The organism is Pseudomonas sp. GW821-FHT07G06 (assembly GCF_058986625.1).
In genome coordinates this window covers 1-17958 of the sequence record NZ_JBYSVW010000001.1, presented here as the reverse complement: position 1 = coordinate 17958, position 17958 = coordinate 1, and the positions used below count along the sequence as shown (strand labels likewise).

The 17958-nt window shown below is 61.1% G+C and carries 15 protein-coding genes; 4 read left to right on the top strand and 11 right to left on the bottom strand.

The window, feature by feature from the left end; genetic code table 11:
* Positions 1–33: 33 nt before the first annotated feature.
* Entirely contained in the window at positions 34–585 is a 552-nt protein-coding gene (locus AC3WJW_RS00075; protein ID WP_102675653.1) for a DUF4174 domain-containing protein, read from the top strand.
* 140 nt (positions 586–725) lie between these two features.
* On the opposite strand, the gene AC3WJW_RS00070 is transcribed toward AC3WJW_RS00075, so the two are convergent.
* The 6 genes from AC3WJW_RS00070 to AC3WJW_RS00045 form a co-directional block, all read right to left on the bottom strand.
* Complete coding sequence (locus AC3WJW_RS00070; RefSeq protein ID WP_493724708.1) at positions 726–2966, bottom strand: autotransporter outer membrane beta-barrel domain-containing protein; 2241 nt, start codon at positions 2964–2966, stop codon at positions 726–728.
* A gap of 97 nt (positions 2967–3063) precedes the next feature.
* Positions 3064–6657, bottom strand: coding sequence for an ATP-binding protein (locus AC3WJW_RS00065; protein WP_493724707.1), 3594 nt, complete (start codon positions 6655–6657; stop codon positions 3064–3066).
* Between the two features lie 2 nt (positions 6658–6659).
* On the bottom strand, positions 6660–7283 hold the full coding sequence (locus AC3WJW_RS00060; protein ID WP_218485299.1) for a response regulator transcription factor: 624 nt from the start codon (positions 7281–7283) through the stop codon (positions 6660–6662).
* 181 nt (positions 7284–7464) lie between these two features.
* Entirely contained in the window at positions 7465–8574 is a 1110-nt protein-coding gene (ampC, locus tag AC3WJW_RS00055) for a class C beta-lactamase (RefSeq protein WP_493725135.1), read from the bottom strand.
* A gap of 176 nt (positions 8575–8750) precedes the next feature.
* Complete coding sequence (gene gudD, locus AC3WJW_RS00050) at positions 8751–10094, bottom strand: glucarate dehydratase (protein ID WP_493724706.1); 1344 nt, start codon at positions 10092–10094, stop codon at positions 8751–8753.
* A 25-nt stretch (positions 10095–10119) separates the two neighbouring features.
* Entirely contained in the window at positions 10120–11466 is a 1347-nt protein-coding gene (locus tag AC3WJW_RS00045; RefSeq protein ID WP_493724705.1) for an MFS transporter, read from the bottom strand.
* A gap of 280 nt (positions 11467–11746) precedes the next feature.
* Here AC3WJW_RS00045 and AC3WJW_RS00040 point away from each other — a divergent pair, with 280 nt between their 5' ends.
* Entirely contained in the window at positions 11747–12457 is a 711-nt protein-coding gene (locus tag AC3WJW_RS00040) for a FadR/GntR family transcriptional regulator (RefSeq protein ID WP_493724704.1), read from the top strand.
* A 146-nt stretch (positions 12458–12603) separates the two neighbouring features.
* On the opposite strand, the gene AC3WJW_RS00035 is transcribed toward AC3WJW_RS00040, so the two are convergent.
* Positions 12604–13515: a DMT family transporter gene (locus AC3WJW_RS00035; RefSeq protein WP_493724703.1), complete on the bottom strand. Its 912-nt coding sequence runs from the start codon at positions 13513–13515 to the stop codon at positions 12604–12606.
* Between the two features lie 96 nt (positions 13516–13611).
* Between AC3WJW_RS00035 and AC3WJW_RS00030 the strand changes: the two genes are divergently transcribed.
* Entirely contained in the window at positions 13612–14475 is an 864-nt protein-coding gene (locus AC3WJW_RS00030; protein ID WP_493724702.1) for a LysR substrate-binding domain-containing protein, read from the top strand.
* A gap of 133 nt (positions 14476–14608) precedes the next feature.
* Here AC3WJW_RS00030 and trhP read toward each other — a convergent pair whose 3' ends face one another.
* Complete coding sequence (gene trhP / locus AC3WJW_RS00025; protein WP_493724701.1) at positions 14609–15934, bottom strand: prephenate-dependent tRNA uridine(34) hydroxylase TrhP; 1326 nt, start codon at positions 15932–15934, stop codon at positions 14609–14611.
* 160 nt (positions 15935–16094) lie between these two features.
* Here trhP and AC3WJW_RS00020 point away from each other — a divergent pair, with 160 nt between their 5' ends.
* On the top strand, positions 16095–17156 hold the full coding sequence (locus AC3WJW_RS00020; RefSeq protein ID WP_493724700.1) for an AI-2E family transporter: 1062 nt from the start codon (positions 16095–16097) through the stop codon (positions 17154–17156).
* Here AC3WJW_RS00020 and AC3WJW_RS00015 read toward each other — a convergent pair.
* The 3 genes from AC3WJW_RS00015 to AC3WJW_RS00005 all read right to left on the bottom strand — a co-directional run.
* Positions 17153–17344 carry a hypothetical protein gene (locus AC3WJW_RS00015; RefSeq protein WP_102674556.1) on the bottom strand — a complete coding sequence of 64 codons (192 nt, stop codon included), beginning with the start codon at positions 17342–17344 and terminating at the stop codon, positions 17153–17155. The genes AC3WJW_RS00020 and AC3WJW_RS00015 overlap by 4 nt on opposite strands.
* Before the next feature lie 115 nt (positions 17345–17459).
* Positions 17460–17654: a hypothetical protein gene (locus tag AC3WJW_RS00010; protein ID WP_007976845.1), complete on the bottom strand. Its 195-nt coding sequence runs from the start codon at positions 17652–17654 to the stop codon at positions 17460–17462.
* A 60-nt stretch (positions 17655–17714) separates the two neighbouring features.
* On the bottom strand, positions 17715–17958 hold a 244-nt coding region (locus AC3WJW_RS00005; protein WP_493724699.1), incomplete at its 5' end, for a hypothetical protein.

The window sequence follows — 17958 nt, the reverse complement described above, 5'->3', positions numbered from 1 at the left end:
CATTAGAGCGTGGATATCAAAAAGGAGATGCGCATGCTCATCAGGTCATTGACCATGGCTATCTTGCTGGCGATTGCCGGCACCTCGTTCGCCGCTGATGGCGACTCACCGCTGGACATGGACAAGGGCAGGGCCCGGCCACTGATTGTCATCGCTCCAAGCACTGTGGATCCGACCTGGGTCAGCCTGAAAAAGTCGCTGGATGAGCCGGCCAATCGCAAGGGGTTCACCGACCGCAACATGGTGCTCTACACCGTGCTCAACCTGATGGGCCAGCGCGACGGCAAAGACCTCGGGCCCCAGGACACGGCGGCGCTGATCCGCTCGCTCAAGCTGGGTGCCGGCGCCAAGACCAAGGTGATTCTGGTCGGCAAGGACGGCGAAAAGAAACTGGAACAATCGGATGCCATCAAGCTGGACGAGATTTTCAGCGCCGTCGATCAGTTGCCGGCGGCCGAGAAAGAATTTACCGCGACCGTGGCCGCTCCCGTCGCTGAAGCCGAGCCGGCGGCCAAAGGCGCCAAGCCCGGGAAAAACAGCAAACCGGCCAAGCCCGCCAAGCCGCCGGAAATGCCGGATGATTGATCCGGCCCTGATGGTGGTAAGTAATTAACCTGTGGGAGCGAGCTTGCTCGCGATGGGGATCTGACATTCAACATTTGTATTGGCTGTTACGACCCCATCGCGAGCAAGCTCGCTCCCACAGGCTTTTGGTCGGCTTGCGTTTACCAGCTGTAGCGATAACCCACGGTAGCCGCCCAAGGCTGTTCGATATCACTGCCGTTGGTGTAGCCGGCCTCGACAATCAGGCTGTGTTGCCCAGCCATCGATACCCTCATCCCGCCACCGATTTCCGCCCTTGAGCCCGGCAGACGGCTGTCGAGTTTTGCGCCGTTGACCTTCACGTGACTGTCGCCCGCATGCTCGGTAATCCACGCGGCCTTGGCGTAGGGTTTGATCGCGATGCCGTTATCCAGTTGCACCTCGCGACCGAACAAGCCGCCGACATGGCTTTGCAGCGACTTCATCGAATCCTGTTCCACGTCCAGACCATTGCTCGCCGTGTAGCGGCCACCACTGATGCGTGCTGCTTGCAATCCTGCCTGGGGTTCGACAAACCAGCCCTGGCCCAGGTCGATAGCCTTGCCGACTTGAACGTCAGCGCTCACGGCATGGTTCCTGTAATGCGCCTTGACCGGCTCACCCAGGTTGCTGGTGATGTCGATGTCGTTGTCCAGGCGGCTGTACTTCAGCGCGCCATCGAGATACAGCCCGCTGTGATCCAGATAGCTGGCATAGGCGCCGATCGTGGTGCTGTCGATGCTGCTTTTACTGGCCTCGCCGAAATCCTGATGTCCCTGACCCTGGCCGACCAGGCCGCCGACATAGAGTGTCCCGTCGGAGAATGGCAGGGCCTTGTCGGCACCGATTTCCAGACCGTTGACCTGTTGCTGGAACGCGCGGCTGGCACCCGTGTCCAGGCGTTGTTCGGTGCCATAACCGCGGGTCCACAGACCGCCCTTGTCCTTGCCTGAACGCAGGTCGCCGAAATGGCCGGTGGTGGCGCTCATTTGAGCACTGATCAGGGCCGCACCGGCTGTTTGGTTGGCGACAGCGGCGTTGGCGCCTTTGCTCAAGACTTCAGACTGCGGCAGGCGAGGAGGCTGGACGGGGCTGATCGGCTCAGCAGGGTCCACAGGAAAAGCCGGTTCGACCGGTGGCTGCACGGGTGGCTCGACAGGAGGTTGCACCGGCGGCTGCACCGGTGGTTCGACAGGAGGCTGCACCGGCGGCAGCACCGGTGGCTCGACAGGAGGCTGCACCGGCGGCTGAACGGGTGGCTCTACTGGCGGGGTGACGGGATCGATCTCGGCCAGATTGGCCAGGTACCAGTCGTTCCCTTGTTGATGCAGCTGGTAGCGATAAGCCCCGGCGTCAACAGTCTGACCATACAGCGTGAAGTTGCCGCTGCCACCATTGCCATCGACCAGCATCAGTTTCTGTAGCGCACCACTCGGCGCGCGACCGGAGTCGGCAACGATCAGTGTGTGGGTGTCGCTGACCGGCCCCTGGACCCTGATCAAGTCACCTTGCAGGGCTGCCAGGTCGGTGTTCATCAGGAAGCTGCCGTTGCCGCTCAGTGGACCCTCGAAGGTCAATACATGGAAGCCGCTGATTTCCGGGCCGGCGAAGTTGACCTGACCGTCGATGTGGCTGGTTCGACCGAGGGTTGCATCCCCCTTCAGTTGCAGCAGGCCGCCCTGATTGATCGTTGTCTCACTGGCGCCGGCGCGGTCGGCCAATACCATGACACCGCCTGTGTTGACCGTTGTAAGGCGCACGGAGGTACCGGCCGCGATATCCATCCTCGCGCCTTGATTGACCACCGTATCGGAGGCGGAGGCCGAATCGAGGACCGACAACACTCCACCGTTGTCAACAGTCGTCTGCCGCGCATTGCCGTTTTGATAGACCGTCATTTCAGCGTTGCCGATGCGGGTGTTTTTGGCCGTGGCATCCATGTACAGATACATTCTGCCGGCGTCTAGCTGCGTGTCGCTGACCACCGCGTTTTGCGCGACCTCGAAATCGCCGCCATCGACACGAGTGCTCAATGCCGTGGCCGAGCCGACGATGACCATCGTGCCGCCACTCTCCACCACGCTGTCGAATGCCGTGCTGCTGTCTTGTGCCATCAGCCATCCGTCGCCGATGACATGTGTGCCCTGCGCCGCGCCGGAATCCCGGAGGTCGATCACACCGTTGCTCACGGTACTGTCACTCAATACGCCGCCAGTGCCGACATGGAACGAGGAGCCATCGTCGATCAACACGTTGGCCTGTGGAGAAACCAGGCAGGTGATCCTGTCGCAACTGGCGGCATTGGCCAGCCCAGGCGTACCTCCCAATACCAGCAACGCTCCAGACACCGACTTCCAGGACAATCGCACACGCAACGCAAACATAGTGATCCGCCGCCAACAGGGAAAAGAGGAGGCGAATTCTGCGCAGGCGCGAGGGTTGGGTAATGCGGGCGAATCCCAAGTTTCTGTAGGAATCGTCCTACAAACTATCGCTGTCGATGACGCGTTGAATGTGCGCCTGCAAACGCTTCATCTGGCAAGCGAAGGCCTCGAACAAGCGATGCACTTCCTGTTGCGTGGTCGTTGCCTCACAGCCTGATTCCAGTTGTTCGCAGGCACCGATCAAAGGCGCCGCATGAATGATCCGCGCGCTGCCGAGTATTTTGTGGCAACGCCGGCCCATGGCACTGAAGTCGCCCGCGCGAAACAGGTCCTGCATGGCGTCGAAATCTTCCTGGTTGGTGCGCAGCACGGTCGTCAACAACTGGCGGGTCATGAGCGCATCGTCGGCGGTAATGTCGGTGACCCTGGACAGGTCGAAGCACGGCGCGGTGGCCTGGCGTGTTCGTTCGGCCTCGTGCAGGTAGCGTTCCAGCGCGCTGCGGGTCAGCGGCTTGAACAGGCAAGCGTTCATCCCGGCGTCGAGGCATCGTTGGATTTCCTCAGGCTGGGCGTTGGCGGTCAGGCCCACCACATGGGTCGGTGTGCGACCTTCGGCCACTTCGATGGCGCGTAACCGACGGGTCATCCTGTCGCCGTTGAGCAGCGGCATGCTGCAGTCGGTGATCAGGTAATCGAACGTGTCCTGGCGCCAGAGATTGAGGCCTTCCAGGCCGTTTTCGGCGCAGGTGACGCGCAGCCCCAGGGATTCGAGCTGGCGCTGCAACACCACGCGATTGAACTCGTGATCCTCTACAATCAGCACGTTGCGCCGCGGTAGCGTCGGCAATGGCAAGGGATCGACGGGCGATGGCGGGTCGCCTTCGCTGACTGGCGTCACCTGCATCGTCAGGGTAAAGCACGAGCCTTGGCCCGGGGCGCTCGTGCAGTCCAGGTGGCCACCCATCAGTTGGGTCAGTTGTTGACAGATGGCCAGGCCCAGACCGGTACCGGTCTGCAATTCGGAATCAGGGTCGGCAAACTGGGTGTAGGGCCGGAACAGGTGCTGGCGTTGTTGTTCGTCCATGCCGATGCCGGTGTCTCGCACCCTCAGTTGCAGGTGGACAAGTGGCGTGTCGCTTTCAAGGCTCAGCTCGACGGTCACCGTACCCTGTGTTGTGAATTTGATGGCGTTGCTCACCAGGTTGGACAGGATTTGCCGAAAGCGCAGTGCATCGAGTTGCACCGCGAGGTCCGGGCCATGGCTGACAAATTCCAGTGCCAGGTTTTTCTGTTGGGCGAGGCTGGCGAAGCTCTGCAGCACTGTGCGCGCCAGGCGTTGCGGATAACCGCTGGCGCTACGTAACTCAAACTGCCCCGACTCGATTTTCGACAGGTCGAGAATCTCGCCAATCAGCTCCATCATGCCATTGGCGGATTTCTGCGCGATGTCGATCAGTTCGGCTTCGGTATTTTGTTCGGGTTGATGCTCGCGCAGCAGTTCAAGCACACCCACCAGTGCACTCATGGGGGTGCGAATTTCGTGGCTCATGACCGCCAGGAAATGGCTTTTGCCGCGATTGGCCGCCTCGGCCTGTTTCCTGGCCTGGATCAGCGCCTGTTGCAAGTGGTGTTGTTCGGTCAGGTCGATCCAGCCACCAATGACCCCGGTCATGGTGCCATTGGAATCACGGTACGGCAGTGCCCAGTGGTACACGTGGTGTTTCCGGCCCTTGACTGTCATGGTGAAGTTGTCGAAGGATGGTTCCCCGCTTTCAAGGGTCGCTCGGTGAATCCGCTTGTAACTGTGGGCGTCGTCGAGGGGCAGGATGCCGGCTTCGATCAAGCCTTTGTTCAGCACCCGATCCAGCTCGACCTTCATCGTTTGCAGGTAGGCACGGTTGCAGGTCAGCAGCACGCCTTTGCGGTCGCGGACGTAGATCGGGTGTGGCGTGCCGTCCACCAGCACCTTCATGAACTCCAGTTGGTCGTTCAAGGCTCTTTGTGCCTTCCGGCGTTCGGCGATTTGCCGGCGAAGTCCGAAATTCCAGGCAAGCACCACCAGCAGCACCAGCACCATCCCCAGCACCGCTCGAAAGAACCAGTTCTTGTAGGCGCTCCAGCCACCGTGGCTTTCCTGTGGGTTCTGCCAGCGGCTGGCCAGGTCACTCAATTCATCGGGCGAGATGTCGAGCAGCGCCTTGTCGAGGATCGAGACCAGTTCGGTGTTCTGTTTGCCGCTGGCAAAGGCGATCAGCGCGGGTTGCGCGCCGAGCACCGAGTCGATTTGCAACTGGCCACGGAAGAACCGGTCGATCAGGTAGCCGGCGCCCAGTTGTGGCTGAATCACGCCTTCGACCTGACCTTCGGCGAGCAATTCGTAAGTCTCGATCGGTGTATCGACTTCGACCACCTTGATGTCGGGCCATTCGCGTTCCAGCCAGTTGGCCGCCGGGGAATCCTTGATGATCGCCACGGACTGCCCCTTGAGCCGGGCCAGGCCTTCATGCTCGGGCTGCACCCGGGTGACCAGCACGAACGGGTTGACCATGTAGGGCCGGGAGAACGCCAGCCGTTCCTCGCGTCGTTCACTGTAGGTCAGCGCGGCGATCAGGGCGGGCGGGTCGCGCTCGGTGCGGCGGATCATGGCTTGCACCGATGAAACCTTGCGCGGGCGGAACACCAGGCCGGTACGGTCGTTGATCATCTCCAGCAGGTCGGCGGCCATACCACGCATCTGATCGTGGGAATCAAACAGGCTGAAAGGCGAATACAGGTCGTTGGCCAGCACTTCGATCTGCGGATGGTCCTTGATCCATTGCTGCTCGGTGGCGGTCAGCTGCAAGCGGTTGTATCCGAGCCCCGGGTTGGCGCCGATGCCCCAGCGGCGGGCGATGACGATGCGCTCCTGGGGCGTAATGCTTGTCAGCGCGCTGTTGAGCAGGGTCAGTAGTCGGGTGTTCTGGCGCTGCAGAGCGAAACTGAATCCCAGGCCTTCGGAGTCGCGCTGGATGGTCTGTTTCAGGCTCTGCTGGTAACTGCGCTCGAGCAGATGCTGTGCGGAAATCGCGTCGGTGAGCAGCACCATGCCTTCGCCATAGGCCACCATGCCGAGGCCGTGCTGGGTCGATTCGACGGTCTGCACCGGGTGGTCGGGAAACAGCGAAATCACCCGATCCTGTTGAGTCCAGTCCGGATCGAACAGCACCGTGGTGCCTGCTGGCAGTTCATTGTTCATCCAGTGGGTGCCGAAGCGGCTGATCAGCACGGCCTGGTCATAGGCGTAGGGTGCGCTCAGGCGCAGGTCACTGTACTGCGCTTCCAGGTGATTGATCCGCGGCACCAGATCGATTTCGCCCCGTTGCAATGCGCTCAGCGCATCGGACTGACGGGCATAACGTTCGACGTGCACCCGTACGCCCAGGGTTCGTGCCAGCAAGTCGAGGTAGTCGGCCGACAGGCCTTCGTAGTCCTTTTGGTTGGCCGTGATGTCCAGTGGTGGGCGGTCCGGCAGATAGACGCCGGCGCGCAAGACGTCCTTGTGGTCCAGCCAATGGCGCTGCGCGGTGCTGAGCGACAGGTTCATGTCGCTCGTGGTCGCACGGCTGAGCAGCGTCAGGGGATCGGCGCGGGCGGTCAGGGCCACCAATATCAGGCCGAGTACTCCCGACAGCCGCAGGAACAGTCGAATCATGGTCAGGTCAGGTCGTTGCGTTTGGCGAACTCGATCAACTCGAGCAAATTGCTGGCGTTGAGCTTTTGCATCAGGCGGGTCTTGTAGGTACTGATCGTCTTGTTGCTCAACAACATATCGTCGGCGATCTGCTTGTTGCTCAAGCCTTGGGCCAGGCCGTGCAATACCTTGAGTTCGCGCCGGCTAATGCCGTTGAGCAGTTGCGCATCGTTGCGGGCGAAATCGCTGTGGCGCACCGAGTTGAGCGTACCGACCGGAAACCAGGATTTGCCACTGGCTAGCGCCTTGAGCGCCGTCACGATCTCCACCGGGTCATCGACCTTCGACAAAAAGCCTGCTGCGCCGGCCCGCATGCATTGCGCCGCATACGCCTGGCTCTTGAGTCCTGTATGGACCAGGACATGAGCCGGACTGCCGCCGATGCGCAGGCGGTCGATCACCGCCATGCCGTCGAGCTGCGGAATATCCAGGTCGAGCACTATTGCATCGGGTTTGAGCTCGAACGCCTTGCTCAATGCGTCCACACCGTTGTCGCACTCACCGACAATGACATGGCCTTCACGGGCCAGAATCATCCCGATTGCCATGCGCACGACAGCGTGGTCATCGACCAACAGCACTTTCATGGATCAATCCTCATGTCCTGTTTCAGCATAGTCCCGCCACTGCCAAGGATTCGGCAGACCTGATGCATGGCCAGGTGAAGCAAAAAAGAGGCGCGAATCCTACTTGGTTCGTGTGGGTATGCAAGGTTGGACGACAGGGTAAACCTGCAGGAGCGAGCAAACCCGCTCCTGCAGGTGGGTGTTATCGGGCAAGGGCACTCAGAATCTGATGCGCAATCCTGACCCGCTGCGCGTTCGGGAAGTTTTTGTTGGCCAGCATCACAATGCCGATCTCCTTGGATGGCACGTATGCCACGTAAGCACCAAAGCCACCGGTTGAACCTGTCTTGTTGATCAGCACGTTCTGCGGCTGTGCTTGCGGCGGGTTCAGCCACTGGACTTCATGGGCCTGCATGGCCATCGGCGTGGAGTTGCCGTCCAGCAAGCGATCCAGTGTGATCGGGAAGCGATACATCTCCCAGCCCAGGCCCTGGGTCATGTCGCCAACGCTGTAGTAGGCGCTATGAGTCAAGGCGATGGCTTGCTGCAACGGCTTGTCCAGAGACGCCGGCTTCATGTTGGCATCGACGTAGGCCAGCAAGTCAGAGGCGCTGGTCTTCACCCCGTACGCCTCGGAATCCAGCGCCCCCGGAGTGACCCGCACCGGCTTGTCGTCCTTGTTGTAGCCCTGGGCGTACAGCGCCATCTGGTCCTGCGGCACATGCACATAGGTGTGCTTGAGGCCCAGTTTCGGCAGTAGGGTTTTCTCCATCAGGTCATCGAACGGCTGGCCCATGCTGTGGGCGGCGAGGTAGCCGAACAGGCCAAGGCTGGGGTTCGAATACAGTCGATGGCTGCCGGGGGCGTAGAGCGGTTTCCATTGTTTGTAGTAGCCGAGCATTTTGTCGGCCGAATCAGATTCGGCAGGAAATTGCAGCGGCAGGCCGCCGGCGCTGTAGGTGCCCAGTTGCAGCACGCTGATGTGGTCGAAAGCGCTGCCGCGCAAGGCCGGCAGGACCTGGCTGGCCTTGTCCGACAGTGACAGTTTGCCCGTGGCCTGGGCGTAGGCGGCGAGGGTGGCGGTGAAGGTTTTACTGACGGAGCCGATTTCGAACAGGGTGTCTTTTGTGACGGGGCTGCCGGTTTCCTTCGAGGCGACGCCATAGTTGAAGTAGTGCGGTTGGCCGTTGACGGTGACCGCCACGGCCATGCCGTGGATACCTTCGGCCTGCATCACCGGTTGTACGGCGGCGTTCACCAGCGTCTCGATTTGATCCTGTGCCATGCACTGGCCTGCGGCAAATATCGCCATGCCGGCGGCGATGGTTTTCAGCCTGTCCATGTGGGTTTCATCCGTCGTTGATTCAGTTGCGCGCCATTTTAGGGGGTTAAGCGCTATGCTCCGAGCGCTTTTTAAAGCGGCCGCCAACAGGCGGCCACGCGCGACCCTTGAATCAACTCACTTGGCGATTCAACTCACTGGGCGTTTCAACGCACCAGGCACGGCCGCTTGTTATCGAACTTCCAGCCGGGAATCAGGAACTGCATGGCCACGCTGTCATCCCGCGCCCCCAGGCCCATGCCTTTGTACAGTTCATGAGCTTTGGCGACCTGATCCATGTCCAGCTCCACCCCCAGCCCCGGTTTCTGCGGCACCTGCACGCAGCCGCCGACGATTTGCAGCGGGGCCTTGGTCAGGCGCTGGCCGTCCTGCCAGATCCAGTGAGTGTCGATGGCGGTGATCTCGCCCGGCGCGGCCGCCGCGACATGGGTGAACATCGCCAGGGAAATGTCGAAGTGGTTGTTGGAGTGCGAACCCCAGGTGAGGCCCCATTCGTGGCACATCTGCGCCACGCGCACCGAACCCTGCATGGTCCAGAAGTGCGGATCGGCCAGGGGTATGTCGACCGACTGTAACTGGATCGCGTGGCCCATCTCCCGCCAGTCGGTGGCGATCATGTTGGTTGCGGTTTTCAGCCCCGTGGCCCGGCGGAATTCAGCCATGACTTCGCGTCCCGAGTAACCGTTTTCCGCCCCGCACGGGTCTTCGGCGTAGGCCAGCACGCGGTGCTGATCGCGGCACAGGCGGATGGCTTCCTTCAGTGACCAGGCCCCATTCGGGTCAAGGGTGATGCGCGCATCGGGGAAGCGTTCGGCGAGGGCCGTGACCGCTTCGATTTCGGCGTCGCCGCTGAGCACGCCGCCCTTGAGCTTGAAGTCCTTGAAGCCATAACGCGCGTGCGCCGCCTCGGCCAGGCGGACCACCGCCTCGGCGGTCATGGCTTTTTCGTGACGTACGCGGAACCAGTCGTTGTCGGCGTCTGGCTCGCTGCGATAGGCGAGGTCTGTTTCGTTGCGATCACCGACATAAAACAGATAGCCAAGCATCTTCACTTCATTGCGCTGCTGGCCTTCGCCGAGCAGGGCGGCGACCGGCACGTCCAGGTGCTGGCCAAGCAGATCGAGCAACGCGGCTTCCAGGCCGGTGACGGCGTGAATGGTGATGCGCAGGTCGAAGGTCTGCAATCCGCGACCGCCGGCATCGCGGTCGGCAAAGGTCTGGCGTACCTGGTTGAGAATCTTCTGGTAAGTGCCGATCGGGCTGCCGACCACCAGGCTGCGTGCGTCTTCCAGGGTCTGGCGAATGCGCTCGCCACCCGGCACTTCGCCGACGCCGGTGTGGCCGGCGTTGTCCTTGAGGATCACGATGTTGCGGGTGAAAAACGGGCCGTGGGCGCCGCTGAGATTGAGCAGCATGCCGTCGTGGCCGGCCACCGGAACAACCTGCATGCTGGTGATGATCGGGGCTTTGGCGATGTCGTGTGCGGTCATGTTGTTATCCTTTTAAACCAATGATTCAGGCGTGGTGGGGCGCTGGTTTGCCCGGTGCGGTGACGGGGGCGACCTTGGGTTTGTTGCGTGCGGCAAAGACGATGATCGCGGCGATGATCGAGGTCGCGGCCAAGCCGTAGAGTCCGCCCTGGATGGAGCCGGTGCGTTCCTCCAGCAGACCGAAGGTGGTCGGCGCGACAAAACCGCCGAGGTTGCCCACCGAGTTGATCAGCGCGATGACACCGGCGGCGATGCGTGCGTCCAGATAAGCCTGGGGAATCGGCCAGAACAGCGACGAGGCCGATTTGAAACCCAGCGCCGCAAAGCAGATCGCGACGAAGGCGAAGACCGGCCCGCCGGTGGTGGACATGAACATCCCGGCCGCGGCGATCAGCAGGGCCGCGGCGACCCAGGCTTGCTGATGCTTCCACTTGGCCGACAACGAGGCGAAGGCATACATGCCGACAATCGACAGCAGCCACGGAATCGAGTTGAACATTCCGACCTGGAAGTCGCTGAGGTCGCCCATCTTCTTGATGATGCTCGGCAGCCAGAAGGTCGCGGCGTAGATGGTCAGCTGGATAAAGAAGTAGATCACGCAGAACAGGATGATCTGGCGGTCCTTGAGCAATTTGCCCAGTGACGGCTTGATCGGTGTGGCAGCTTCGCGGGCCAGTTGTTCGTCGTCGATGGCCTTGACCAGTGCGTCCTGCTCGTCGCGGTTCAGCCATTTGGCATCATGGGGTTTGGAGTCGAGCCAGAACCAGACAAAAACACACAGACCCACCGAGAACATACCTTCGATGAAGTACATCCATTGCCAGCCATGCATCCCGAATCCACTGATCTGCAGCAGCAAACCGGACAGGGGACCGGAGATCAGCGAGGCAATCGCCGAGCCGCTGAGGAAAATCGCAATCGCCTTGCCGCGCTCCACGCCAGGTAGCCAGCGGGTGAAGTAGTAGATCACCCCGGGAAAGAATCCGGCCTCGGCCACGCCCAGCAGAAATCGAAGGATATAGAAGTGGGTTTCGTTCTGGATGAACGCCATCCCCGCGGCGACCAGGCCCCAGGTCAGCATGATCCGAGTCAGCCAGATACGCGCGCCGACTTTTTGCAGAAGGATGTTGGAGGGCACTTCGAACAGCGCATAACCGATGAAGAACAGGCCGGCACCCAGGCCGTAGGCGGCAGCGCCAATGCCCAGGTCGTGTTCCATGTGGGCGCGGACGAAACCGATGTTCACTCGATCGATGTAATTGACGATGAACATGATGACGAACAGCGGCAAGACGTGACGTTTGACTTTGGCGATGGCGGACTTCAGCGCTGAATTGGCGTCGTCGTGCATCCCGGAGACGGATGTATTCACTGCGTTTTCTCCCACTCGTTATTTTTATGCGGGGTGAAGCTGAGTGCTGCGTTGTTGATAGACATCATACAACTAGGTTTTTTGATCTTGCAACCGCCTTTGTCCAATGAAATGGCGCTGTATTAGAAGTTTTTTATTCCGATGGTGGTGGCGGGTGGTCTTTAAAACGAATCAAAATGGGCTTGTTGTTGAGTGTTGTCATACAAGTTGAGCGAGATTTTTCAGGATTCCCGCCCATCGCGGTGCTACGATTCGATAGCCCTGATTTCCGGACACCTTCATGCAAGAAGACCTCGAAGCACCCGCCCGCAAGCGCAGCCACAACCTGGCCCATGACCTGGTGGAGAAACTGACCCAGCGCATCCTGCTCGGCCAGATGTTGCCCGGCGACAAGCTGCCGTCGGAAAACACCATCGTTCAGGAACACGGGGTCAGTCGCACGGTGGTGCGCGAGGCGATCTCGAAGTTGCAGGCCTCGGGGCTGGTGGAAACCCGGCATGGCATTGGCACGTTCGTGATCGAGCGCGCACCGGAGCAGGGGCTGCGGCTGAATGTCGACACGGCGTTGGGGGTGCGCAGCATTCTGGAATTGCGCATGGGCCTGGAAACCCAGGCGGCGGCGCTGGCGGCAACTCGCCGCACCGATCTGCAACTGGCGCAGATGCGTGAAGCGCTGGACGACTATCAAAACCTGCTGGCCAACAACGACAGCTGTGTCGAAGCGGACCGGCGTTTTCATCTGCTGATCGCCGAAGCCACCGGCAACGTCTGCTTCACCGAAATCATGCAGCACCTGGGCAGCGCCATGATCCCGCGCACCCGGGTTAATGCCGCCGAGCGGGGGGCCGTGGACTTGAGCAAGCTCGGCGAGCTGGCCAATCTTGAGCACGAGGCGATCCTCAATGCCATCAAGCGCCAGGACCCGGACGCGGCGCGGGCAGCGATGTGGTTGCACCTGACTAACAGTCGTGACCGGTTTTCGCCCAGTTGATAGTCAGTGACACCGAGTCATCGTTCTTCGCGAGCAAGCCCGCTCCCACAGGTTTTGAGTCGTGCTCAAATGCTGCGGCAAAAATAAAACCCTGTGGGAGCGGGCTTGCCCGCGAAGGCGCCCGACCAGACGGCGCAAAACATGGATCAGACCCGAGCAACCTGAACAACCACAGCCCGCCGCTCCAGATTCAACGCCAGCACACTTGCCAACACCACCAGCCCGCCGACCACGATCATCAACGTCGGCCGTTCGCCGAGCGCACAGGATGCAATCACCATCGCCGTCGGCGGCGTCAAATACAGCGTCATGGTCGCCCGGCTCAAATCGACATGCGCCAGCACATAGGCCCAGGCCAGGTACGCCAGGGCACTGGGGAATATCCCCAGGGCAATCACTGCCCACTGCACGCGCAGCGGCGCCAGGGCGACTTGATCCACCAGGCCGGGCAGAAAAATCAACAGCAGCACCGTACCGGACCACACCGTGTAGCACACCAGCGTCAGCCCGTCGTAACGCCCGGTGTGATGTTTTTGCAGGGCAAAGTAGAGACTCCAGGACACCGCCGCCAGCAGGATCAGCAAGCCATGGGCGTCAAGGCTGCCCAGGCCATGATCGCCCGCCACCACTATCACCACGCCAAACAACCCGAGCAGCACACAACCCCAGCGCCACAGACTCACCTGATCCTTGAACACGAAGCGCGCGATCAACGTGCTGAACAGCGGCGTGGTCTGGGCCAGGACGCTCGAAGCGCCAGCGCTGACTCCCTGCTGCCCGAAGTTGATCGCCACGTGATGCAGGCTCACGGCAAAGAAACCCAGGCCGAACATCAGCGGCAAGTCTCGCAGGTTGGGCAGGCGGATGCCTTTGATGACCGCGACCACGGCCATGAACACGGAGGCCAGCAGGAAGCGCAGCAGGGCCAGGTGCACGGGGTCGTAGGCCTGCAAACCGATATGAATGCCGGTCGGGGAGTATCCCCAGCACGCCACGACAAACGCCATGGCCAGAATGATTTTCCAGGGTGAAGCGGGGGAGGGTGTGAGCGGCGTCATGGTCGTGCACCTGTGGGCTGATGCACGGAGTATCAGAAAGCGCATCGTTCGCCACAACTGACTTATACTGCGCTGACCATTCACTATGGGTGATGTATGGAGCTGGCACAGATTCGCATGTTCAAGACCGTGGCCGACGTCGGCAGCATTGCCCGCGCGGCCGAACTGCTGCATTGCGTGCCGTCCAACATCACGGCACGGATCAAGGCCCTCGAGGCGGAGCTGGGTGTCGCGCTGTTCCTGCGCGAAGGCCGAGGGCTGCGCATCAGCCCGTCGGGGCAGACCTTCCTGGCCTACGCCTCGAAAATTCTCGCCCTGACCGCCGAGGCCAAGCGCGCGGTCGATCCTTCGGCCGAACCCTCAGGGCCGTTGCGCATCGGCGCCATCGAGTCGTCGGCCACCGGGCGATTGCCGCGCCTGCTGGCGAAATTCCACAAGCGTTTCCCGCAGGTGGCGCTGGAGCTGACCACCGGTGCCTGGGGGCAACTGCTCGATGACACGCTCAATCACAAGCTCGACGGCGCCATCGTGGCAGTGGATGTCGAACGTTCGCACCTCAAGCGCACGCCGATGTACCGCGAAGAGTTGCTGCTGATCGCCTCGACGTCACTGGGGCCGTTGCGCGACATCAGCGATTTGCAGGACCAGACCGTGTTCATGTGGCCCCAGGGTTGTCCGTACCGGGCGGCGCTGGAGCATTGGTTGCTGCGACAGGGGCAGGCACTGCCGATTGTCAGCCTGGCCAGTTATGGCGCGATTGTCGGTTGCGTCAGCGCCGGGGCCGGCGTGGCGCTGGTGCCCAAGGGGATCTTCGACCAATACGCCAAAGGTGCGGGGTGCGCGGGGTTTGAGTTCCCTGAGCTGACCGGCGTCGACAACCTGTTTTACTGGCACGAAAACGCCGGGGTGCACCCGGCGCGCGAGGCGTTCGTGGCGATGTTGCGCGAGGAGTTTGCCTGAGGCAGTACCTGTGGGAGAGCCTGTGGGAACGAGCTTGCTCGCGATGACGGAGTGTCAGTCGCCAACAAGATTGACTGATACACCGCTATCGCGAGCAAGCTCGCTCCCACAGGGTTTTGTGTGTATTTGAAGGTCAGTTCACACCTACGTCCCGCATCAGCAAACCAAACTGCAGATCCACCGCATCCGGAATCGGCAAATACACCGTATGCCCATCCCCCGGTGCAACGTCGATCGCTTCGCACTTGGCGTTCTGCAACTGATGCAGATCGAAGTGGAAGTTGCCCTTGGGCGTCATCAGCTCCATGTGGTCACCCACGCCGAAGCGGTTTTTCACCTTGACCTCGGCCAGGCGATCCCGGCGCTGTCCGGTCAGCTCACCGACAAACTGTTGCCGTTCCGACACCGAGCTGCCGTTCTGGTAGTTCTGGTATTCGTCATGCACATGCCGACGCAGAAAACCTTCGGTGTAGCCGCGCTGGGCGAGGGACTCCAGGTCGGTCATCAGGCCGCGGTCGAAGGCCCGGCCCGCCACCGCGTCGTCGATGGCCCGGCGATAAACCTGGGTAGTGCGCGCGCAATAAAAGTGCGATTTGGTCCGGCCTTCGATTTTCAGCGAGTGCACGCCCATCTGCGTCAGGCGTTCGACGTGCTGCACGGCACGCAGATCCTTGGCGTTCATGATGTACGTGCCGTGTTCGTCTTCGAAGGCGGGCATCTGTTCGCCGGGACGATTGGCTTCCTGCAACAGGAACACCTGATCCGTGGGCGCGCCGATGCCCAGGGTCGGTTCGGGATCGAATGCCTGCACGATCTCGCCCAGCTGGTTTTCCGTGGCCGGTTGCGCTGTGTATTTCCAGCGACAGGCGTTGGTGCAGGAGCCCTGATTGGCATCGCGCCGGTTCATGTACCCCGACAGCAGGCAGCGCCCGGAATAGGCCATGCACAACGCGCCATGCACGAACACTTCCAGTTCCATGGCAGGCACTTGCCCGCGGATCTCGGCGATCTCTTCCAGCGACAGCTCCCGCGACAGGATGATCCGGCTCAAGCCTTGCTGCTGCCAGAACTCGACGCTTGCCCAGTTCACCGTATTGGCCTGCACCGAAAGGTGGACCGGCATCTGCGGGTAGTGCCGGCGCACCAGCATGATCAGGCCGGGGTCGGACATGATCAGCGCATCGGGGGCCATGGCGATCACCGGTTCAAGGTCCTTGAGGAAGGTCTTGAGCTTGGCGTTGTGCGGCGTGATGTTCACCACCACGTAGAAGCGCTTGCCCTGCGCCTGGGCCTCGCGAATGCCGAGGGCGAGGTTGGCGTGGTCGAATTCGTTGTTGCGCACCCGCAGGCTGTAGCGCGGCTGGCCGGCGTACACGGCATCGGCGCCGTAGGCGAAGGCATAACGCATGTTTTTCAGGGTGCCGGCGGGGGCGAGCAGTTCTGGCGCGGTGAGGTTCATGGCGGTGTCGATCGCAAAAGCCGCGCAGGGTAAACGCCCCGTGCCGAGCGTTTATTGACCTGGATCCATGTCTGATCAACAAAGAGATGGCACTCGCGCGAGCCGTAGCGGACTAAACATCAGGGCGGAAGTGTTTCGTCCCGGCGGGCATGGACCGGATATGAACGAAGAAACCCTTAAAGACAGATCGCTGACCGTCCTTCTGGCCCTGGTGAGCGTCGCCTTCATCTGGATCCTGCTGCCGTTCTACGGCGCTGTGTTCTGGGCGGTAATCCTCGCCATCCTCTTTGCTCCGCTGCAACGACGGCTGCAGCTGAAGTTCGGCTGGGAGCGCAACCTCACGTCACTGCTCACGCTGAGCATCTGCCTGTTGGTCGCGATCCTGCCAGTGATAGTCCTCGGCATCTTCCTGGTCCAGGAGGGGGCCGCGCTCTACAAGAGCATCGAGAGCGGCGAACTGGACATCGCCGGGTACGTGGCGCAGTTCAAGCACAGCCTGCCGCCGTATTTCCAGAACCTGCTGGACCGCTTCGGCATGGGCGAGCTGAACGGGCTGCGAGAGAAAATCGTCAAGAGTGCGATGACCGGCGGGCAGGAACTGGCCGCCCAGGCCTTCATTTTTGGCCAGGGCACGTTCGAGTTCATCGTCAGTTTCTTCATCATGCTGTACCTGCTGTTCTTCTTCCTGCGCGACGGCGCGGAACTGGCGCGCAAGGTGCGTGCGGCGGTGCCGTTGGAGGAACAGCAGAAACGTCGTTTGCAGCTCAAGTTCAATCGTGTGGTACGGGCCACGGTGAAGGGCAACCTGGTGGTGGCGATCACACAAGGCGCGCTGGGTGGCCTGATTTTCTGGTTCCTGGACATTCCCAGCATATTGCTCTGGGCGGTGTTGATGGCGTTTCTGTCGCTGTTGCCGGCGGTGGGGGCGGGGATTGTCTGGGTGCCGGTGGCGGCGTTTTTCCTGCTCACCGGGGCGATCTGGCAGGGCGTGGTGCTGGGATTGTTCGGGATCTTCGTGATCGGCCTGGTGGATAACGTGCTTCGACCGATTCTCGTGGGCAAGGACACCCGGATGCCGGATTACATGATCCTGATCTCGACCCTCGGCGGCCTGGCGATTTTCGGGCTGAACGGCTTTGTCATCGGCCCGTTGATCGCGGCCCTGTTCATGTCCAGCTGGGACATTTTCATCGAAACCAAACCGCGGGTGCAGCTGCCTTAGGCGCTGAGCCTGCCGGACTGGCCGGAGCCGATGCGTTGCGACAGCTCGCGGGCGGCGGGCAGCGAAGTGAGCGGGCCGCTGATCTGCACACCGTCCTGCACCAGATACCAGCAGGCGAGCATGCCCAGCTCTCTGAGCTGTGCGGGGACGGCGCTGCCGATAACGGACATGATCTGAACCTGGGACATGAAAAGTACCTCCATCAATCTGTGGAGCTACTTTAAAGTCCGGGTGCCTCGAGGAGTAATCAACGCTTTCGATAGTGGTCATTGATGCCAGCGGGGGCAAACGACCGTTGGTCGGTCAGTTGACCACCTGATCGAGCATGTTCACCACTTCCTGCTCGTTGAGCAGGCCCTTGCGCACCAGGTTTTGCGTCAGCAGCGAGAGAAACTTGGCGCTGCGATGACCTTCCAGGTGCTTGAGTTCGGTCAGTGCGTTGTACACCTTGCTGGAGGTGCACAGACCGACGATGCGGTGCGGGTTTTGCGTTGGCATGTGGTCGTCCTTGTTGTTATCAACCTGTTTTCGACGGACAGCACCGAGCTTGCGGATCTGTCATGACAAAAATATGACCGTTTTTTGCCACACGGCAGAAAACCGGTCGAGTCCATCTTGCCCGATTCTGCCGCGCGCACTGTCCCGATAGCGACCTTGGCGAGATTTATCCAGACCTGCACCGATCAACGGGCATAAAAAAGGTTGTTCACGCAATTGCGGGGAATACCGATAACTGTAGGAGCGAGCTTGCTCGCGATGGAGGTCAACGATGATGCGGGGAGCCTGACACCCCGCGGTGCTC

What these genes read in the sequence shown, in the direction of transcription:
- AC3WJW_RS00075 (WP_102675653.1), top strand. Translation starts at nt 34, where the DNA reads ATGCTCATCAGGTCATTGACCATGGCTATCTTGCTGGCGATTGCCGGC.
- AC3WJW_RS00070 (WP_493724708.1), bottom strand. Translation starts at nt 2,966, where the DNA reads ATGTTTGCGTTGCGTGTGCGATTGTCCTGGAAGTCGGTGTCTGGAGCG.
- AC3WJW_RS00065 (WP_493724707.1), bottom strand. Translation starts at nt 6,657, where the DNA reads ATGATTCGACTGTTCCTGCGGCTGTCGGGAGTACTCGGCCTGATATTG.
- AC3WJW_RS00060 (WP_218485299.1), bottom strand. Translation starts at nt 7,283, where the DNA reads ATGAAAGTGCTGTTGGTCGATGACCACGCTGTCGTGCGCATGGCAATC.
- ampC (WP_493725135.1), bottom strand. Translation starts at nt 8,574, where the DNA reads ATGGCGATATTTGCCGCAGGCCAGTGCATGGCACAGGATCAAATCGAG.
- gudD (WP_493724706.1), bottom strand. Translation starts at nt 10,094, where the DNA reads ATGACCGCACACGACATCGCCAAAGCCCCGATCATCACCAGCATGCAG.
- AC3WJW_RS00040 (WP_493724704.1), top strand. Translation starts at nt 11,747, where the DNA reads ATGCAAGAAGACCTCGAAGCACCCGCCCGCAAGCGCAGCCACAACCTG.
- AC3WJW_RS00035 (WP_493724703.1), bottom strand. Translation starts at nt 13,515, where the DNA reads ATGACGCCGCTCACACCCTCCCCCGCTTCACCCTGGAAAATCATTCTG.
- AC3WJW_RS00030 (WP_493724702.1), top strand. Translation starts at nt 13,612, where the DNA reads ATGGAGCTGGCACAGATTCGCATGTTCAAGACCGTGGCCGACGTCGGC.
- trhP (WP_493724701.1), bottom strand. Translation starts at nt 15,934, where the DNA reads ATGAACCTCACCGCGCCAGAACTGCTCGCCCCCGCCGGCACCCTGAAA.
- AC3WJW_RS00020 (WP_493724700.1), top strand. Translation starts at nt 16,095, where the DNA reads ATGAACGAAGAAACCCTTAAAGACAGATCGCTGACCGTCCTTCTGGCC.
- AC3WJW_RS00015 (WP_102674556.1), bottom strand. Translation starts at nt 17,344, where the DNA reads ATGTCCCAGGTTCAGATCATGTCCGTTATCGGCAGCGCCGTCCCCGCA.
- AC3WJW_RS00010 (WP_007976845.1), bottom strand. Translation starts at nt 17,654, where the DNA reads ATGCCAACGCAAAACCCGCACCGCATCGTCGGTCTGTGCACCTCCAGC.